This is a genomic window from Parasphingorhabdus sp. NYA22, from assembly GCF_976973735.1.
On sequence record NZ_OZ333477.1, the window covers coordinates 1,858,495 to 1,872,815 of the forward strand.

Annotated in this window: 13 protein-coding genes and 4 tRNA genes; 12 read left to right on the forward strand and 5 right to left on the reverse strand. The window is 55.3% G+C overall.

The features are described from left to right. Nucleotides 1-133: 133 nt before the first annotated feature. Nucleotides 134-1,426 (forward strand): hypothetical protein, encoded by a 1,293-nt coding sequence (locus ACWFTY_RS08945; RefSeq protein ID WP_447523892.1) that lies wholly within the window; start codon nucleotides 134-136, stop codon nucleotides 1,424-1,426. Between the two features lie 68 nt (nucleotides 1,427-1,494). On the opposite strand, the gene ACWFTY_RS08950 is transcribed toward ACWFTY_RS08945, so the two are convergent. After that, complete coding sequence (locus ACWFTY_RS08950) at nucleotides 1,495-1,968, reverse strand: Lrp/AsnC family transcriptional regulator (protein ID WP_447523893.1); 474 nt, start codon at nucleotides 1,966-1,968, stop codon at nucleotides 1,495-1,497. Nucleotides 1,969-2,146: 178 nt separating this feature from the next. Between ACWFTY_RS08950 and ACWFTY_RS08955 the strand changes: the two genes are divergently transcribed. The 4 genes from ACWFTY_RS08955 to ACWFTY_RS08970 all read left to right on the forward strand — a co-directional run bounded on the left by ACWFTY_RS08955 (nucleotide 2,147) and on the right by ACWFTY_RS08970 (nucleotide 5,258). After that, the gene (locus ACWFTY_RS08955) at nucleotides 2,147-3,820 is read left to right on the forward strand and encodes a histidine kinase dimerization/phospho-acceptor domain-containing protein (protein ID WP_447523894.1); all 1,674 of its coding nucleotides are present in this window, start codon (nucleotides 2,147-2,149) and stop codon (nucleotides 3,818-3,820) included. 81 nt (nucleotides 3,821-3,901) lie between these two features. Further along, nucleotides 3,902-4,888: a polysaccharide deacetylase family protein gene (locus tag ACWFTY_RS08960; RefSeq protein ID WP_447523895.1), complete on the forward strand. Its 987-nt coding sequence runs from the start codon at nucleotides 3,902-3,904 to the stop codon at nucleotides 4,886-4,888. 110 nt (nucleotides 4,889-4,998) lie between these two features. Further along, nucleotides 4,999-5,075: transfer RNA gene (locus tag ACWFTY_RS08965), tRNA-Ile, on the forward strand. Between the two features lie 106 nt (nucleotides 5,076-5,181). Next, nucleotides 5,182-5,258, forward strand: a tRNA-Pro gene (locus ACWFTY_RS08970). Nucleotides 5,259-5,468: 210 nt separating this feature from the next. On the opposite strand, the gene ACWFTY_RS08975 is transcribed toward ACWFTY_RS08970, so the two are convergent. After that, nucleotides 5,469-6,056: a DUF4126 domain-containing protein gene (locus tag ACWFTY_RS08975; RefSeq protein WP_447523896.1), complete on the reverse strand. Its 588-nt coding sequence runs from the start codon at nucleotides 6,054-6,056 to the stop codon at nucleotides 5,469-5,471. 104 nt (nucleotides 6,057-6,160) lie between these two features. Here ACWFTY_RS08975 and ACWFTY_RS08980 point away from each other — a divergent pair, with 104 nt between their 5' ends. After that, nucleotides 6,161-6,985 carry an NUDIX hydrolase gene (locus ACWFTY_RS08980; RefSeq protein ID WP_447523897.1) on the forward strand — a complete coding sequence of 275 codons (825 nt, stop codon included), beginning with the start codon at nucleotides 6,161-6,163 and terminating at the stop codon, nucleotides 6,983-6,985. A gap of 6 nt (nucleotides 6,986-6,991) precedes the next feature. On the opposite strand, the gene ACWFTY_RS08985 is transcribed toward ACWFTY_RS08980, so the two are convergent. Next, nucleotides 6,992-7,068, reverse strand: a tRNA-Arg gene (locus ACWFTY_RS08985). Nucleotides 7,069-7,172: 104 nt separating this feature from the next. Between ACWFTY_RS08985 and ACWFTY_RS08990 the strand changes: the two genes are divergently transcribed. Further along, entirely contained in the window at nucleotides 7,173-7,904 is a 732-nt protein-coding gene (locus ACWFTY_RS08990) for a queuosine precursor transporter (protein ID WP_447523898.1), read from the forward strand. Here ACWFTY_RS08990 and ACWFTY_RS08995 read toward each other — a convergent pair. Further along, nucleotides 7,901-8,332, reverse strand: coding sequence for a sugar transporter (locus ACWFTY_RS08995; protein ID WP_447523899.1), 432 nt, complete (start codon nucleotides 8,330-8,332; stop codon nucleotides 7,901-7,903). The genes ACWFTY_RS08990 and ACWFTY_RS08995 overlap by 4 nt on opposite strands. Before the next feature lie 273 nt (nucleotides 8,333-8,605). Between ACWFTY_RS08995 and ACWFTY_RS09000 the strand changes: the two genes are divergently transcribed. Both ACWFTY_RS09000 and ACWFTY_RS09005 read left to right on the forward strand, forming a co-directional pair. Beyond that, on the forward strand, nucleotides 8,606-9,142 hold the full coding sequence (locus tag ACWFTY_RS09000) for a redoxin family protein (RefSeq protein ID WP_447523900.1): 537 nt from the start codon (nucleotides 8,606-8,608) through the stop codon (nucleotides 9,140-9,142). Nucleotides 9,143-9,218: 76 nt separating this feature from the next. Beyond that, nucleotides 9,219-9,737 carry a 2'-5' RNA ligase family protein gene (locus tag ACWFTY_RS09005; protein WP_447523901.1) on the forward strand — a complete coding sequence of 173 codons (519 nt, stop codon included), beginning with the start codon at nucleotides 9,219-9,221 and terminating at the stop codon, nucleotides 9,735-9,737. Here the strand turns inward: ACWFTY_RS09005 and ACWFTY_RS09010 are convergent. Continuing rightward, nucleotides 9,734-10,969: an NAD(P)/FAD-dependent oxidoreductase gene (locus ACWFTY_RS09010; protein WP_447523902.1), complete on the reverse strand. Its 1,236-nt coding sequence runs from the start codon at nucleotides 10,967-10,969 to the stop codon at nucleotides 9,734-9,736. The genes ACWFTY_RS09005 and ACWFTY_RS09010 overlap by 4 nt on opposite strands. Before the next feature lie 177 nt (nucleotides 10,970-11,146). Between ACWFTY_RS09010 and ACWFTY_RS09015 the strand changes: the two genes are divergently transcribed. The 3 genes from ACWFTY_RS09015 to ACWFTY_RS09025 all read left to right on the forward strand — a co-directional run bounded on the left by ACWFTY_RS09015 (nucleotide 11,147) and on the right by ACWFTY_RS09025 (nucleotide 14,286). Then, nucleotides 11,147-11,223: transfer RNA gene (locus ACWFTY_RS09015), tRNA-Met, on the forward strand. A gap of 452 nt (nucleotides 11,224-11,675) precedes the next feature. Then, nucleotides 11,676-13,115 carry a hypothetical protein gene (locus ACWFTY_RS09020; RefSeq protein WP_447523903.1) on the forward strand — a complete coding sequence of 480 codons (1,440 nt, stop codon included), beginning with the start codon at nucleotides 11,676-11,678 and terminating at the stop codon, nucleotides 13,113-13,115. A 277-nt stretch (nucleotides 13,116-13,392) separates the two neighbouring features. Continuing rightward, complete coding sequence (locus ACWFTY_RS09025) at nucleotides 13,393-14,286, forward strand: radical SAM/SPASM domain-containing protein (protein ID WP_447523904.1); 894 nt, start codon at nucleotides 13,393-13,395, stop codon at nucleotides 14,284-14,286. The last annotated feature ends 35 nt before the right edge of the window (nucleotides 14,287-14,321 follow it).

The window sequence follows — 14,321 nt, forward strand, 5'->3', positions numbered from 1 at the left end:
GCTGTTCAACCTCTATTCAGCGCATTAACGCTAGAAAAGACTAGAAAGCTTGGTAATAGGGCCAAGAGTGTGTGGTGCAACCATATTCCGGGGAACCCGTTTCTCCCAAATAATAATCATCCGGAGGATATTCATGCGTTTTTTATCTCATTTTTCCATGGCTGTTGCGTTGGCAGCGGTCGGCACGCTGGCAGTGACCGCGTTGCCGCAGAAAGCCGAAGCTGCAAAGAAGAAGCCGAAAGCCCCCAAAAATAGCAAGGAATTCACCGCGGTGATCGTTCCTGTGCAGAAGGCAATGGAAGGCGAAGATCCAACCTTGGCAAAACCGCTGATGGATAGTGTTCTTGCCCAGACATGGACAGGTTATGACCAGTTTGTCGCGGGCCAGTTCGCCGTTAATCTCGGCGTAAAACTGAAAGATCAGGGTCTGCAGGAAACCGGTTTGACCGCAATGGTCGCCAGCGGTTTCGCGCCAGCCGAACAAATGCCTGCGTTTAACTTCTATCTCGGCAATTTTGCCTTTGGAGATGAACGCTGGAGCGAGGCCGCGCATTATTTCCAGACCGCTTATGATCTTGGCTATCGCGGAAACAATTTCGAACCTCTGTTGGCGGAAACATTTTTCAAGCGGAACATGTCTAGTGAAGGGCTGACGAAATGGGATCAGATCATTACCGATGCCAATGCTTCGCAGACCAAGGCGCCGGAAACTTGGTATCGGCTAGCGCGTGATCGCGCGCTGGCGACTGGTGACATGGGTGTCTACGCCAAGTGGGCTGCAAAATGGGCGTCCGCTTATCCTTCCGGAGATTCCTGGGGCGACGCCGTAGCGGCCACCCGGCGCACATTGAAGGCTGACAGTACGCAGAATCTCGAACTGCTTCGGTTCATGAAAACCACTGGCGCGCTCAAGACGTCGAGTGACTATAAGGAATATGCAGAAGAAGCGCAGCGCAAGAATCTGTTTGGTGAAGTGGTTGCCGTTCTTGAAGAAGGCCAGCAAAACGGAACCGTAGGCTCTTCCCATCCGCTGATCGCCGAATTGCTGGTACCAGCGCGGCGTGAAGTTTCCGGCGACAAAGCCTCCCTGCCAGCCCAGCCATCCGGTGTGCGAGGCTCCGGCAGCAGCTCGGTTATGATGAACTTTGCCGATGTCTGGCTGGGTTATAAAGACTTCAACAAGGCTGTCGCTTTTTACGAAGCCGGTCTTGCGAAGCCGAGTGCCGATTTGAACCGCGGCTATATGGGCGTTGGCACGGCTCACGCCTATGCCGGCGACTACACGGCAGCGAAGCAGGCCTTCAGCAAAGTGTCCGGCCCCCGGGCGCCATTGGCTGGAATGTGGCAGACGTGGATTGATCAGCAAACGGCACCGGCGGCTCCGGTAGCGGCCCCTGCGGCAGCGACTGCGGAACCCGCAAGCTAATCGGCTATCCACAGAATATTTGAAAAAGGGCGCTCATGGCGCCCTTTTTTATTCCTGGATCGGCCCTTCTAGTCCTGGATCGGAACCCCGGGCAGATGTTTGGCCGACCGGATCGTGAGCGATGTTTTTACGCTGGCCACATTGGGCGCTGCGGTCAGCTGGCTGGTCAAGAAGCTTTGAAATTGCTGAAGGTCCTTGGCGACCACCTTCAAAATAAAGTCGATTTCGCCGTTGAGCATATAGCATTCGCGTACTTCGGGAAGCTTTTGCACATGTTCTTCAAAAGCCTGCAAATCGGTTTCTGCCTGACTTTTCAGACTGACCATCGCGAACACCGTGATCGTATAGCCCATTTTGGCCGGATCAATCGCAGCATGATAGGAATTGATCACTCCCTCGTCTTCCAACGCCCGCATCCGGCGGAGGCAGGGCGGGGCCGTCAAGCCAACGCTGTTCGCTAGTTCCACGTTGGTAATCCGACCGTCATCCTGCAGCCGTTGCAGGATTTTCAAGTCAATTTCGTCCAGGTTCGTATCAGCCATAGAGATGTAATATCCGTTCGCGAATCATTTGATCGTTATAATATAATAAGCAGACCAAGCAACGCTTTCTCCCATGTCCCACATTGTGACGCGAAATTTTCATCCCTTCCAGTTGCCGCCCGAAAGGGTTATCACCCAGTTAACAATTGGATAAGCCACATATTTTCGGGATCTGATATTGCGCTTCGATGACCGCCTGACCACCGTGCTCAAGGGGAGCCTGCCCGAAGGCGCTGGCGCCGCTACGCAATGGCGGCAAGTGATCGATCTGTTGGCGCAGAAACCCGGCGATCTGGCGAATCAGGACGTGCAGGCAGGGTTGACCCGGTTGCGTGATCTGCACGAACGGGTTTCCGAACAGGATCGTCTGATCGCGGTGCAATCACTGAACGGCCGATTGCGCTCCGCTCCTCTGCTGGTTTATCTGACCGCCGATACCGATGCGATCTGTGATGCAGCGATGACCGCTGCAGATCTGACACCGGAAATCTGCTCGGACGCGTTCCCGAGACTTTCTTCGCGCGCGCAGCAACGATTGCGTGCTCAGGGCTTCGCGATTGTAGATGAGCATCCCGACCGGCCAGCCCCGCAGGCCCCGGAAGAGGCGCTGCCGGCCGACGAAAGTCCGGGCGAAATGCCTGCGATCGATTCGCCAGCGGACGAGCCAGCCGATCCCGCCGAACAACTGGCAGAATCCCAGATCAGTGCGCTGGTCGAAAAGATTGCCGACTATCAGAAGAACCGCCCGGTCGACATGGCGCGCGCGCCGGTCAATGACGGTGGCGGTAAAGGCTTCTTTGCCGAATCGCTCGAGATGATCCGCTTTGAAACCGATGAATCGGGCACGATCAACTGGACCGAAGGGCCGCCAAAAGGGGCAATTGTCGGTGTCACCATAGCCCAGCCGGCCTTTGATGAAGGGCCAGGTCCCGATGCTTATGGTGCGGCGGCATTTCGTCAGCGCATGCCGATGGAAAACGCCCGGATGCGGCTTTGCGGAGCAGCCATTGTTACCGGCGACTGGCGGATGAGCGCAATACCCTGTTTCAGCGAGGAAACCGGTCGTTTCGAGGGCTATCGCGGAGTGATGCGGCGACCCAATATGGCCGAGGATGCCGGTCATGGCGGCATTGACGTCGAGCGTCGTGAACAGCTGCAACAACTGATCCATGAACTGCGGACACCGCTGAACGCCGTCATCGGGTTTAGCGAGATTATCGAGCAGCAGCTCTTCGGCCCGGCCTCCTTCGAATATCGGTCACTGGCGCGCAACATCATGGACGAAGCGCGGCGTTTGCTGGCCGGTTTTGAAGATCTGGATATCGCCGTGAAAGTCGATTCGGGACAATTGCCGGAATCCAGCGGTACCACCAAGGCCGACTGGCTGTTCGAGCGGATGACGCAGCGCCTGCAGGGCCTGACGCAGAGCAAAGTGGTCGAACTCAACATCAGCAAGGCAGAGCCGGTTCGACCGTTCGCGCTGGATGGCGAATCGGTGGAACGGATTTTTGCCCGCTTGTTGTCGGCCGCGATTATTTCCTGCGAGAATGGCGAAATTCTGAAGGGAGAATTGCGGACCCGGATCGGCGTGCAACCGACCAACCAGTTCACTCTCTCGCGTCCGTCGCGGATCAAGGATGTTGCCGAAAGCATATTGCTCGACCCGTCGCAGGGCATTGATGGAGAGATCGGCGAATCCTCGCTGCTGGGGCTCGGTTTCTCGCTGCGTCTGGTGCGGAATCTCGCGCAGTCAGCCGGTGGCTCTCTCACCATAAACGCGGATAACATTGCCTTGACCCTTCCGGCAGCGACGACTAGCAAAATCAAAATTCGGGAAACGGAATCAGAATAGCCTGTCTGTTCGAGCTGTCGTTTTTGCGAGATTGCCGGCAACAGGGAGGTGACAGAAATTTCTGCACAGGGTTATCATCCGATGAAAATCCACAGACCGGATAGCCACGTCATCTGGCCGGAAAATTTCGGCAGGCGCTTCTTGATCTCCATAGACACCGAAGAGGAATTTGACTGGAACGCCCCGTTCCAGCGCGATGGCCACACGACCATATCGGTTCCCAAGCTGCAGGAATTTCAGGAATTTTCCGAGGCTCACGCATTCAAGCCGGTCTATTTTATCGACTATGCGATTGTCCAGGACGACACGGCCGTTGCGTTTCTCAAGAGCGTTGCAGAGAAAAAGACTGCCGAAATCGGCGTTCATCTACATCCCTGGATCAATCCGCCGTTGGTAGAGAATATTAATGTTCACAACAGCTTTGCCGGCAATCTGCCGAAAGAGCTGGAAGAAGAAAAGCTGGTCATCTTGCGCGACGCCATTCGCGATAGAATCGGCATCACGCCGACGATTTTTCGCGCCGGGCGCTATGGAATCGGGCCGCATACCGCCGAGTTGTTGATCAAACACGGATTTGTCTTGGACAGCAGTATCAGGTCGCGCTTTGATTATAGCGGGCAGGGCGGTCCTGACTTTCTGGCGGTTGGCTCGGAGCCCTTCTGGTGGAATGGAGCCGACAGACTCCTCGAAGTGCCGCTGACGACCGTCTATTCGGGCCTTTTGCGCAAACAGGCGGGCCTGGTCGCGGGGATCATGGAAAAATATCCGTTGGTCAATGCCGTCTTCTCCCGCAGCAAGATGCTGGAGCGCATTCCGCTGACGCCTGAAGGCATATCGGCGCGTGAAACAAAAGAAGCCATTGATGTCGCGCTGGACGATGATTTGCGGCTGCTGGTTTTCTCCTTTCATTCCCCGTCACTTGCTCCGGGTCATACACCTTATGTGCGCTCTCAGGAGGATCTGGACGGTTTTTACGACTGGTGGCGCGAGGTTCTCGGACATCTCGAAACGAGAAACGTGAAACCCGTCGATATCGGCCAGATGATGGCGGCTGCGGCAGGCGGCTAGCATCCGATTGCCGCCAATCGCACGAATTGCGATGATCGGTCTTGCCAAATCGTTACAGCTTCCGCTATCGCACCATCCCATTGAGATCTGCCTGGAAAAGCTGCTCATATGGGCCTGTAGCTCAGTTGGTTAGAGCTGGCCGCTCATAACGGCTAGGTCGGGGGTTCGAATCCCTCCGGGCCCACCATATTTTTTTCCAAAGCCGTGAATCGCTCAGCTTCTGAGCAACGGCAAAAAGAAGCGTGAAAAACCCTTTGCTTTTCCGAAAAGCACCGCCTAGGGGAAGCGCGCGTCGGGGAGTGGCGCAGCCTGGTAGCGCACCTGTTTTGGGTACAGGGGGTCGCAGGTTCAAATCCTGTCTCCCCGACCATTTTTTGCTAATTGACCCTGATTAGCCCTTGTAATTGCACTGTAGCAATTTCCATCTCTGGGCATGCAAGCGCTTCGGACCTTCTTATGGAAGGAACGGACGCTGCCCAGTGTAGGTGGTTGGTCAAGAAGCGGCGGATTGGTCTCGATGCCTAACCTGCCTCCCTGAGAATCGTTTCTGAAACGAAGCTAGCTGTTGGGCCGTCGCCGGCTAGCTGCCGTTCGACACCATTTTCCGCCAGAGCTTGAAGCCTTTATACACCAGGAACAGGCAGAGGATCAGCATCACCGATGCGATGATCAGCGCAGCCACCGGATTCGCGAATGCAAGAAAGAGCAGACCGCCGCTCGCAATATCTTCGCCGGTTGAAACCACCGCATTGCTGACCGGCTCCGGACTGGTGTTGACGAGGGCGCGAGCGCCTGCTTTTGCGCTATGGCTCATCAGGGCAGCACCGCCGCCCAAAAGAAAGACGATGACTTGCCAAGCGGGATCGCTGGCATCGACGACCGCCAGCGCGAGCAGGGCACCGCCCAGCGGCCGGATTGCGGTGTGGATGGTGTCCCAGATCGAATCGAGCCAGAGAATCTTGTCGGCGAAAAATTCGGCTACCGCGCCGAGCGCGCTGATTGCCAGGACCCAGGGATTGGCAAACGCATCAAGCATCTGCAGATTTTCCGGCAGGCTGATCCATTCGAGGCGCATGGCGAGACCGGTCACAAACACCGTCAGATAAAGCCGCCAGCCTGATATCAGGCTGACGCTACCGGCCAATCCCAATAGCTCGAACATTCCCATATCCTGATCTTGCCACGCTGTTCGATTTTTGGCAAATCCGATTGCATGTGCCGCTGACGATCAAAAGGCTTGGCAAAGCAGTCGCTTGCTGTTCATATGAAAGCATGAACAAACCAGAGACCGACAGCGCAGCACCCGCGATGGATGCAATCACCGGCAAGCCGATGCCGAAACCGATTCCCGCCTCAACGCTGGTGATATTTCGCGATCAGCCGGGGCAGAGCGCACCCGATCTGTTGATGGTGGAACGCTCGGCCAAAATGGTCTTTGCTGCCGGAGCCGCAGTATTCCCCGGTGGCCGGATCGATGACGCGGACTTTGAATATGCCAAGGCGCTCGGCCATGATGATTTTGACGAATATGGCGCGCGAATCGCCGCAGTCCGGGAATCGATCGAGGAAACCGGGATCGCGGTCGCGGTGGAGGGCGATCTGGATGCCAAACGCGTTCTGGAAGCCCGGGATGCGCTTCACAAGGGCACCGTCCTCGCCGATATCTGCAACCAGTTCGACTGGCAGCTGGAACTGGAAAAACTGATACCCTTCTCGCGCTGGTGCCCGCCCTTTGCGGAAAAGCGCGTATTTGATACGCGATTCTACATGATCTCGCATGATGACCACCAGGCTCTGGCCACGGTCGACGAAACCGAGAATTACAATCTGTTCTGGGGCAATGCGCAATCGGTGCTGGATCGCGCCGAAGCCGGCGAGGTGAAAATCATCTTTCCGACCAAGCGCAATCTGGAACGGCTGGCGCAATTCGGATCGTTCGATGAGGCGGTTGCCCACGTGAAGGATTACCCGTCGGTGATGGTCTCTCCCAATATCGAGAAACGGGGCGAAGAAGTCCATTTGTGCATACCGGAGGGCATTGGTTATCCGGTTACATCGGAACCGATGCAAGCTGTCCAGCGCGGTTTTAAAAAATAGGAAAAATGGTGCGCCCGGCAGGACTCGAACCTGCTGCCTCAAGATTAGAAGTCTCGCGCTCTATCCAGATGAGCTACGGGCGCGTCATTTGCATGGGCTTTAGCCATCTTTTGACCGGCTGCAAACCGTGATGTGCATCGGCCGCCATAAATGTTGAATTGTCGCGGATGTGGGGTAAGAACAGTCTATGATCAATAGCCCCGTCCAGCGGACCTCCGCTTCCAGCCAGACCGGCCACCGGTTCCGCTATTATGACTTCGTGATGGCGGCCTTTGTAACCGTGCTGCTGCTGTCCAATGTTATCGGCGCAGCCAAGCCGACCTTCATCATGATCAGCGGCGAGCAATGGATATATGGCGCGGGAATATTATTCTTCCCGCTCGGCTATGTAATCGGCGACGTGCTGACCGAGGTCTATGGCTATGCGCGGGCCAGGCGGGTGATCTGGGCAGGCTTCGCGGCGCTGCTGTTCATGGCCTTCATGAGCTGGGTGGTGGTGTCATTGCCGCCAGCAGATGGCTGGGAAGGGCAGGCGGCTTACGAGAGCGTCTTCGGTCAGGTCCCGCGCATCGTCGCGGCATCAATAGTCGCTTTCTGGGCCGGTGAATTTGTGAACAGCTACGTGATGGCGCGGATGAAGGTCTGGACGCAGGGCAAGGCTTTGTGGAGCCGGACGATCGGTTCGACGGTGGTGGGGCAGGGTGTCGATAGCCTGATCTTCTATCCACTGGCATTCTGGGGACTATGGGAGCCGTCGGTCGTGTTTACCGTGATGGTCACCAACTGGGCGCTGAAAGTGCTGTGGGAAGCGGTGCTGACGCCGGTGACCTATCTGGTGGTCGGCTGGCTCAAGCGGCGCGAGGGTATCGATATCTATGATGAAGACACCGATTTTACGCCGTTCAGTACTTCGACTTAGGTGAGGATTCGATTCTGCTCAGACCTGCGAGCATAGAGGTACAGCCCGACTGCGATAACCGGGACCAGAATCGGCATGACCCACTCGCCGCCGATCAGCACATTGGCATAGTCGAAAGCCAGGAAGAGCCCGCCGAACTGGATGAAAACGGCGATCATCGATAATAGAAATAGTCGGACAGCAATGGGCTTTCGCAAAAGCAGCGCAATGGAACCGATAAATCCCGCAAATACCGCGGTAGCAAAAGCGCCGGTCAGCCAGAAGGGTTGGCCGACAAGCATTTGCTGCTGTTCCGGACGAAGCGCTGCGAAAGACTCTGCGCTCATCATGAATTGCTGAAAATAGGCGCCGAGGCCCATGATATTCCACAGCAGCGCAATTACGCCGATGATCCAGAACCAGATTGATGGTTTCGCCTGTCCTGTCATTCTATCCTCCCGTAGACGCCGCATAGTGCAACTCCCGCCGTTACCAATCAAGTAGAATGAACGATGGGCGGAATGTAGACGTTTCAGGCTGTCTTATCACGGTCGAAAAAGCTGATAAAATCCGGGAAGGATTGAAGATGCCGCGCCAGCAGGGCGATTGGTTATGCTCAAAATCCTTAAGTGATTATATCAATCAGAGGGGTCGAATAAATCAATTTAACCTCTCAAAACTTCGATGGTAACGGGCGCTATCTGAAACCAATGGAGTCTATAATGATCGGTAGAAATATCCCTGAAGTTACCCTGAAAACCCGCGTCCGCGACGAATCGGTCGACGGCGAAAACCCCTTTACCTGGCTGGATGTGAACACCAAGGACCTGTTCGCTGGCAAACGCATCGCTGTCTTCTCCCTGCCGGGCGCATTTACCCCCACCTGTTCGAACGAGCAGTGCCCGGCTTACGAGCGTCTCTATGACGAATTCAAGGCGCGCGGCGTGGACGAAGTCTATTGCATTTCCGTCAATGACGCGTTTGTGATGTACCAGTGGGGCAAGTCCCTCGGTCTCGAAAAAGTCAAATTGCTGCCAGACGGTTCGGGCGATTTTACCCGCCGCATGGGCATGCTGATCAAGAAAAACCATCTCGGTTTTGGTGATCGCAGCTGGCGCTATTCGATGATCGCCGACGATGGTGTCGTCAGTGCCTGGTTCGAAGAGCCCGGTATTAATGATGACGGCGTCGACAACGACCCCTATGTCGAATCGACCCCTGAAAAGCTGCTGGAGTGGCTCGACAACAATAAAGCCTGAGCTTTCCCAGCTTATGCAAATGGAACCGCGAGCAAGAAATTGCTCGCGGTTTTACATTGTGCGATAGCATCGCTCCATGGAACGCCTCAACAAACCCATCATCATGACGGCGCAAATGGGCAAGGCGGAATTCGCCTGGGCCAATGGCTTGCGCAAATGCTATTTCCCGCCAGAGCGGAACGTCGTGGACGCCCATATCACTTTATTCCACCATCTGCCGCCACAGGCGCTGGATGAAATCAGGTCTGCCGTCATCGACCTGACCGGCAGCTTGCCGAAACCGGAAGCCAGATTGTCCGGTCTGATCCATCTCGGACGCGGCGTGGCCTATCAACTGCATGCGCCGGAATTGCTATCTCTGCGGATGGACCTGGCAGACCGGTTCGCCGGGCTGCTCGTAGCGCAGGATCAACAGACGCCAAGGCTGCACATCACTGTGCAGAACAAGGTGATCCCGAGAGAGGCTCAGCGCCTTTTTGAAGAGCTGTCAGACGAGTTTGAACCGCGTGACTTTACCATCCACGGAATCGGGCTGCATTATTATGTCGACGGTCCCTGGCAGGATATCGGTAGCTGGCCCTTTCGCGGGCGTTAGCGGACGCCAACTTCCTTGATCGGGATTTCCGTATTGACCAGTTCGTCCTTGTCCAGGTTCAATCCCTCGACAACGGCCTTGCGACCCTGCACATAATCCTTGGTGGCGTTGACGCAATCGAGCGCGACGACCTTGCCGTCGCGATAATAGATCACCGAAAAACTGCGCGAATCCGGATCGCCGCGAACGACATGGCTGTCATGGCCGGTCGAGAGGCCGACGGTCTGTAATCGCAGATCATATTGGTTCGACCAGAACCACGGCACGGCATCATATTCGGTTTCTTCACCGAGGATATCGAGCGCGGCCACTTTTGCCTGGTCATTGGCATTCTGGACCGACTCGAGCCGGATCATCGCGCCATCGGCATAGGCATTGCTGTGCGCGGCGCAGTCGCCAATTGCATAGACATCTTCCAGACTGGTGCGGCAATGTTGATCGACGTCAACGCCGTTGCCGGTCGCTGCGCCGGCCGCGACAAGCGGACCGGTCTCCGGAATGATACCGATTCCGACCACGAACATGTCCGCCTCCAGACTTCGTCCGTCAGCGAGTGTAACGGCGGTGGCAATGCCGTCGTCACCGGTTTCAAATCCGGCGACGGTTGCTTCCAGTTCTATGGTGACGCCCTGACGGCGATGTTCTTCTTCATAAAATCTGGAGAGCGGTTCGCCGGCCACGCGGGATAACACCCGGTCAAGAGATTCGACGATCGTCACCTGCTTGCCCAATTTGGTCAGCACCGCAGCCGCTTCCAGTCCGATATAACCGCCGCCGACAACCACGACCTTTTTGACCGTTGGTAGGGCGGCCATGATCTTGTCGACATCGGCGCGGGAGCGGACGGCGTGAATGTTGCGCGCCTGGCTGCCCGGACAATCGAGCATGCGCGGAGAACCGCCGGTTGCCCAGATCAGCTTGCCATAGCCGATTTCATCGTCGGAGGCCAAAGTCACTGTCTTGCCAATCGGGTCCAGTTTGGACACCCTCCGGCCGGTGAGCAAATCAATCTCGCGCTCGACCCAGAAGCTTTCCGGCCGCAACAAAATCCGCTCGAAAGGCTTTTCTCCGGCGAGATATTCCTTGGAAAGCGGCGGCCGCTCATAGGGCGGATATTTCTCGTTTCCGACCAAGGCGATAGAGCCTTCAAACTTCTTTTGGCGCAATGCGATGGCCGCTTGCGCGCCTGCATGGCCAGCGCCAACAATCAATATGTCATAAAATGCGTTCATATCTGTCCCTTGGTGCCACATATCGGCTTGAAAAGCGCTGTTAGCGCGGATCGTATTGGCCGTGCAAGTTTTAGCGTATTTCTCGCTTCAGCTTGTTGACCAGACCGAAGGCTATGACTATAGCGCCGCCGTCCAGAGAGAGTTTTGTAGCGATTGTGATGATCGCCGGAACCGGTTGGCGGAGTAGCTCAGGTGGTTAGAGCAGTGGAATCATAATCCATGTGTCGGGGGTTCGAGTCCCTCCTCCGCTACCAAAAACTGGAATCTGGATATCTTTGTGTTTGGCAAATTTGTGCGAGCGGCTTTGGTCGATCACATTTTGACATAAAGCGTTTTACTCTCGCGATTATTTTTCCGGCGAATTTGTCGGGTCATGGCCTTGCTGCCATCCGAAAGTAATTAACTAACGTTGCTGGACGGCAAGGGGCGGTGTGGCGTTGATCACAGTGTTTTGTCTGATCGACATTAATGAAATCAAATCACTTTCAATTCGCAACCGGGTTTGCGCGCAATCGCCGCTCGCCAGAGGGGGTAAGTGAAAGCCATTGGTCGATTAATCCCGGGCTGGAGCATTCTGGAGATCGTTTCGATGGTACCCGATGATCTGAAAAGGTCGCGCAAAGTCGATCTATATTAGATTTGGACAGTCATTTCGGTTAGGGAAGGGTCTCTCGGTTCGTCTCGGGGCACGAAACAGGAGGAATATTTGGGTAAGGTTCAAGCAGCGCTTTCTGTCACGGCCGTTGGATCGATGGGTGCATTCGCGATCGGTGCGTTTGTCTTGTCTCCAAGTCCGGTTGAAGCCAACGTGGCAATTGCATCCAACACCGGCATCGCTTGCGCCGACTGTCATTCCGACCCATCCGATCCCAAGATGAGGGCCTTGACCAGCCTTGGCATGGCCTATAGCAAATGCCTCTATAGCCCGGTTCCAGGCCAGCCGAACTGCAACGTCCAGGCACAAAGCTGGCAGCGATCGGGAACTTCGGCATCACCGCAACCGGCTCCTTTGCCATCCTCGGCTTATGGAAGTCTGCAGCCGCAAAATGATTCTCCGGGATTTGGGGCCTCCCTCAACAGCAACCCTGCAAATGGGCCGGGCGGGTCATCCGGTGTCGGCCAGCCGTTAAGCTCGCCGCAGTCGCAACAAGAAGCAGACTCCGGAGCCAGTCCGGAAAGTCCGGAGGCTCAGGCATCGGCAGACAAGGCCTATGTGCCGCCCGTGCAAGCGGAGCCACCTTTGCCTGAATTGCCGCCGCTCCCGGCATTATTGCAGCGCGATTATCCGGATTGTCGCGAAGATCATCTTCATTTGCCAGACCCTCACGACAAGGCGAAGAACATCAATCAGTGCACAACAGCGCTGGACAATTATTACAGCGGCGTGTTGACTGAATATCGCGAACGCATGAACCAGTACCAGGATGAGCTTTCCCGGATTTACACGGAGAAAGTGGCGGGGAGGATGGAATATTCTGCCGCCAGTCGAGACCGTTTCTATCAGGAAATGATGCAGGAACATGCGAACTCGGATCCTGAGGGTGCCAATATGGCCATCTACCGGGCGGCAGAGCAGCTCTACCATGCGGATCGAAACTATCTGAGCGATCGATATTGCTACAATACCGGGTGCGGCGGTTATCCCGTCCCGGAAAATTACGGTTATACATATGTGGCAGAGAGTCTCGCCAAGCTTGAAGAGCCGAAGAAACTCAAGGCGAAAGCGGATGGCAACAAAAGCTGCAAGAAATCCAGAGGGCGTGGTCGACTGTTGGGCGGCATTTTCGGTAGCGTCGTCGGATCCGTGGCCGGGCTTGACGATGTCGGCGTTTTGATTGCCGGTGCTGTAGGCGCGGTTCTTGTCGGCGAAATTGCCTGCAAGCTGAGTGAGGATGAACAGGAAAAAGCGGCCGAGGCGACTTTAGCGGTTGTCGATCAGGAGACCGTGGGAGCGGTCGCAAACTGGAAAAGTCCGACCCGGGGCGGAGTGTCAGGATCTTCTACGGTAACGGCGCTGAACACCGAACCAGACGGTCGCAAATGTCTTACCATTACCGATGTTGCGATTATCGACGGGGAAGAGACGCGCATATCCAAACAAATGTGCCGCGGCGCCGGTCAGTCGAAATATGCGATTATGGCTTGAACATTCATTCGATTTTTCATTCCAGCGCTTGGGCTAGTCGAACGGTAAAGTATCCGAAATCCGGCCAGAATTCACTGTAGCGGTTTCATCAGGCCAGATATTGATCGTATGATCAGCGATAAATTTTGTGCGCAAAAACCGGATGAATAGGTTTGTCGACAAAACGCTGGATAAAAGTAAACAGTCGGTTTAGCCTTTAGCCGGTTAAGCTCAAATCCGGGAAGCCGAAAGTTATGAACTGGTCATATATGCGGATGACTCTGGTCGGGATGGATATATGAATCGGGCTTTGCTCATATCCACCGGGATCGGGTGCGGAGTATTATGCTCCTACTGCCCGCAGGTGGCGATCGGACAGGCATATAAAAAAGTGCGGGGGCCTTCCAGCATGAGTCTGGAGATTTTCAAATCCTGTATCGATAAATTGCCCGACGATGTCACCGTGGATTTTACCGGTTTCTACGAGCCGTTTCTCAACCCCCACTGTACGGATATGATTTTATATGCGGCAGACCGAGGGCTGCCGGTCAGACTCTCGACAACCGTCATGGGTCTTGAGCCCGAGCAGATCGACCGCTTTAAGCATATTCCCTTCGTGAAATTTTCTGTGCACCTCCCGGATACGAAAAAACTGACCAGAATCATCGTGGATGAACGCTATATGGCGGCCTTGTCCCGGCTGACGGAAGCCGGTATTTGCAATATAGGCTTTCATGTTCATGAAGGCCTCGACGGACCTGAAGCCGTCCACGAGGAAGTCGATGTGTTGCTGGTCGCGCGCAATATCGAACCGGAAAACCGCTGGATCAACACCCGCGCCGGCAATATTGAAATCGACGCGAAACGGGCTCCGGAACGGCTGGTTGGCGAACTGGAAATCTGCCCCCGGATTTATCACAATGTGTTGCTCCCGAGCGGTGACGTGGCTCTGTGCTGTATGGACTGGGATATGAAGCATATGATCGGAAATTTACTCGAGACACGTTATGAATCCCTGTTTGAAAGCCCGGAATTCAAGACCGTAATGCGGGGCCATTTGGACGATAGCATCGATATTCTCTGTCGCGGTTGCGAAATTGCGCGCACCAAAAAAGAGACATTGTTCCGCAGGATGGTCTCTAACATCAAGGCGAAGCGAACCGTATCAAGCCCTTCAGAACAGATTGCCTGATCATGATTTTTTTAAACGATAAACGGGATGCCGAA

What these genes read in the sequence shown, in the direction of transcription:
- ACWFTY_RS08980 (WP_447523897.1), top strand. Translation starts at nt 6,161, where the DNA reads ATGAACAAACCAGAGACCGACAGCGCAGCACCCGCGATGGATGCAATC.
- ACWFTY_RS09025 (WP_447523904.1), top strand. Translation starts at nt 13,393, where the DNA reads ATGAATCGGGCTTTGCTCATATCCACCGGGATCGGGTGCGGAGTATTA.
- ACWFTY_RS08950 (WP_447523893.1), bottom strand. Translation starts at nt 1,968, where the DNA reads ATGGCTGATACGAACCTGGACGAAATTGACTTGAAAATCCTGCAACGG.
- ACWFTY_RS09005 (WP_447523901.1), top strand. Translation starts at nt 9,219, where the DNA reads ATGGAACGCCTCAACAAACCCATCATCATGACGGCGCAAATGGGCAAG.
- ACWFTY_RS08990 (WP_447523898.1), top strand. Translation starts at nt 7,173, where the DNA reads ATGATCAATAGCCCCGTCCAGCGGACCTCCGCTTCCAGCCAGACCGGC.
- ACWFTY_RS09010 (WP_447523902.1), bottom strand. Translation starts at nt 10,969, where the DNA reads ATGAACGCATTTTATGACATATTGATTGTTGGCGCTGGCCATGCAGGC.
- ACWFTY_RS08975 (WP_447523896.1), bottom strand. Translation starts at nt 6,056, where the DNA reads ATGGGAATGTTCGAGCTATTGGGATTGGCCGGTAGCGTCAGCCTGATA.
- ACWFTY_RS09000 (WP_447523900.1), top strand. Translation starts at nt 8,606, where the DNA reads ATGATCGGTAGAAATATCCCTGAAGTTACCCTGAAAACCCGCGTCCGC.
- ACWFTY_RS08995 (WP_447523899.1), bottom strand. Translation starts at nt 8,332, where the DNA reads ATGACAGGACAGGCGAAACCATCAATCTGGTTCTGGATCATCGGCGTA.
- ACWFTY_RS08945 (WP_447523892.1), top strand. Translation starts at nt 134, where the DNA reads ATGCGTTTTTTATCTCATTTTTCCATGGCTGTTGCGTTGGCAGCGGTC.
- ACWFTY_RS08960 (WP_447523895.1), top strand. Translation starts at nt 3,902, where the DNA reads ATGAAAATCCACAGACCGGATAGCCACGTCATCTGGCCGGAAAATTTC.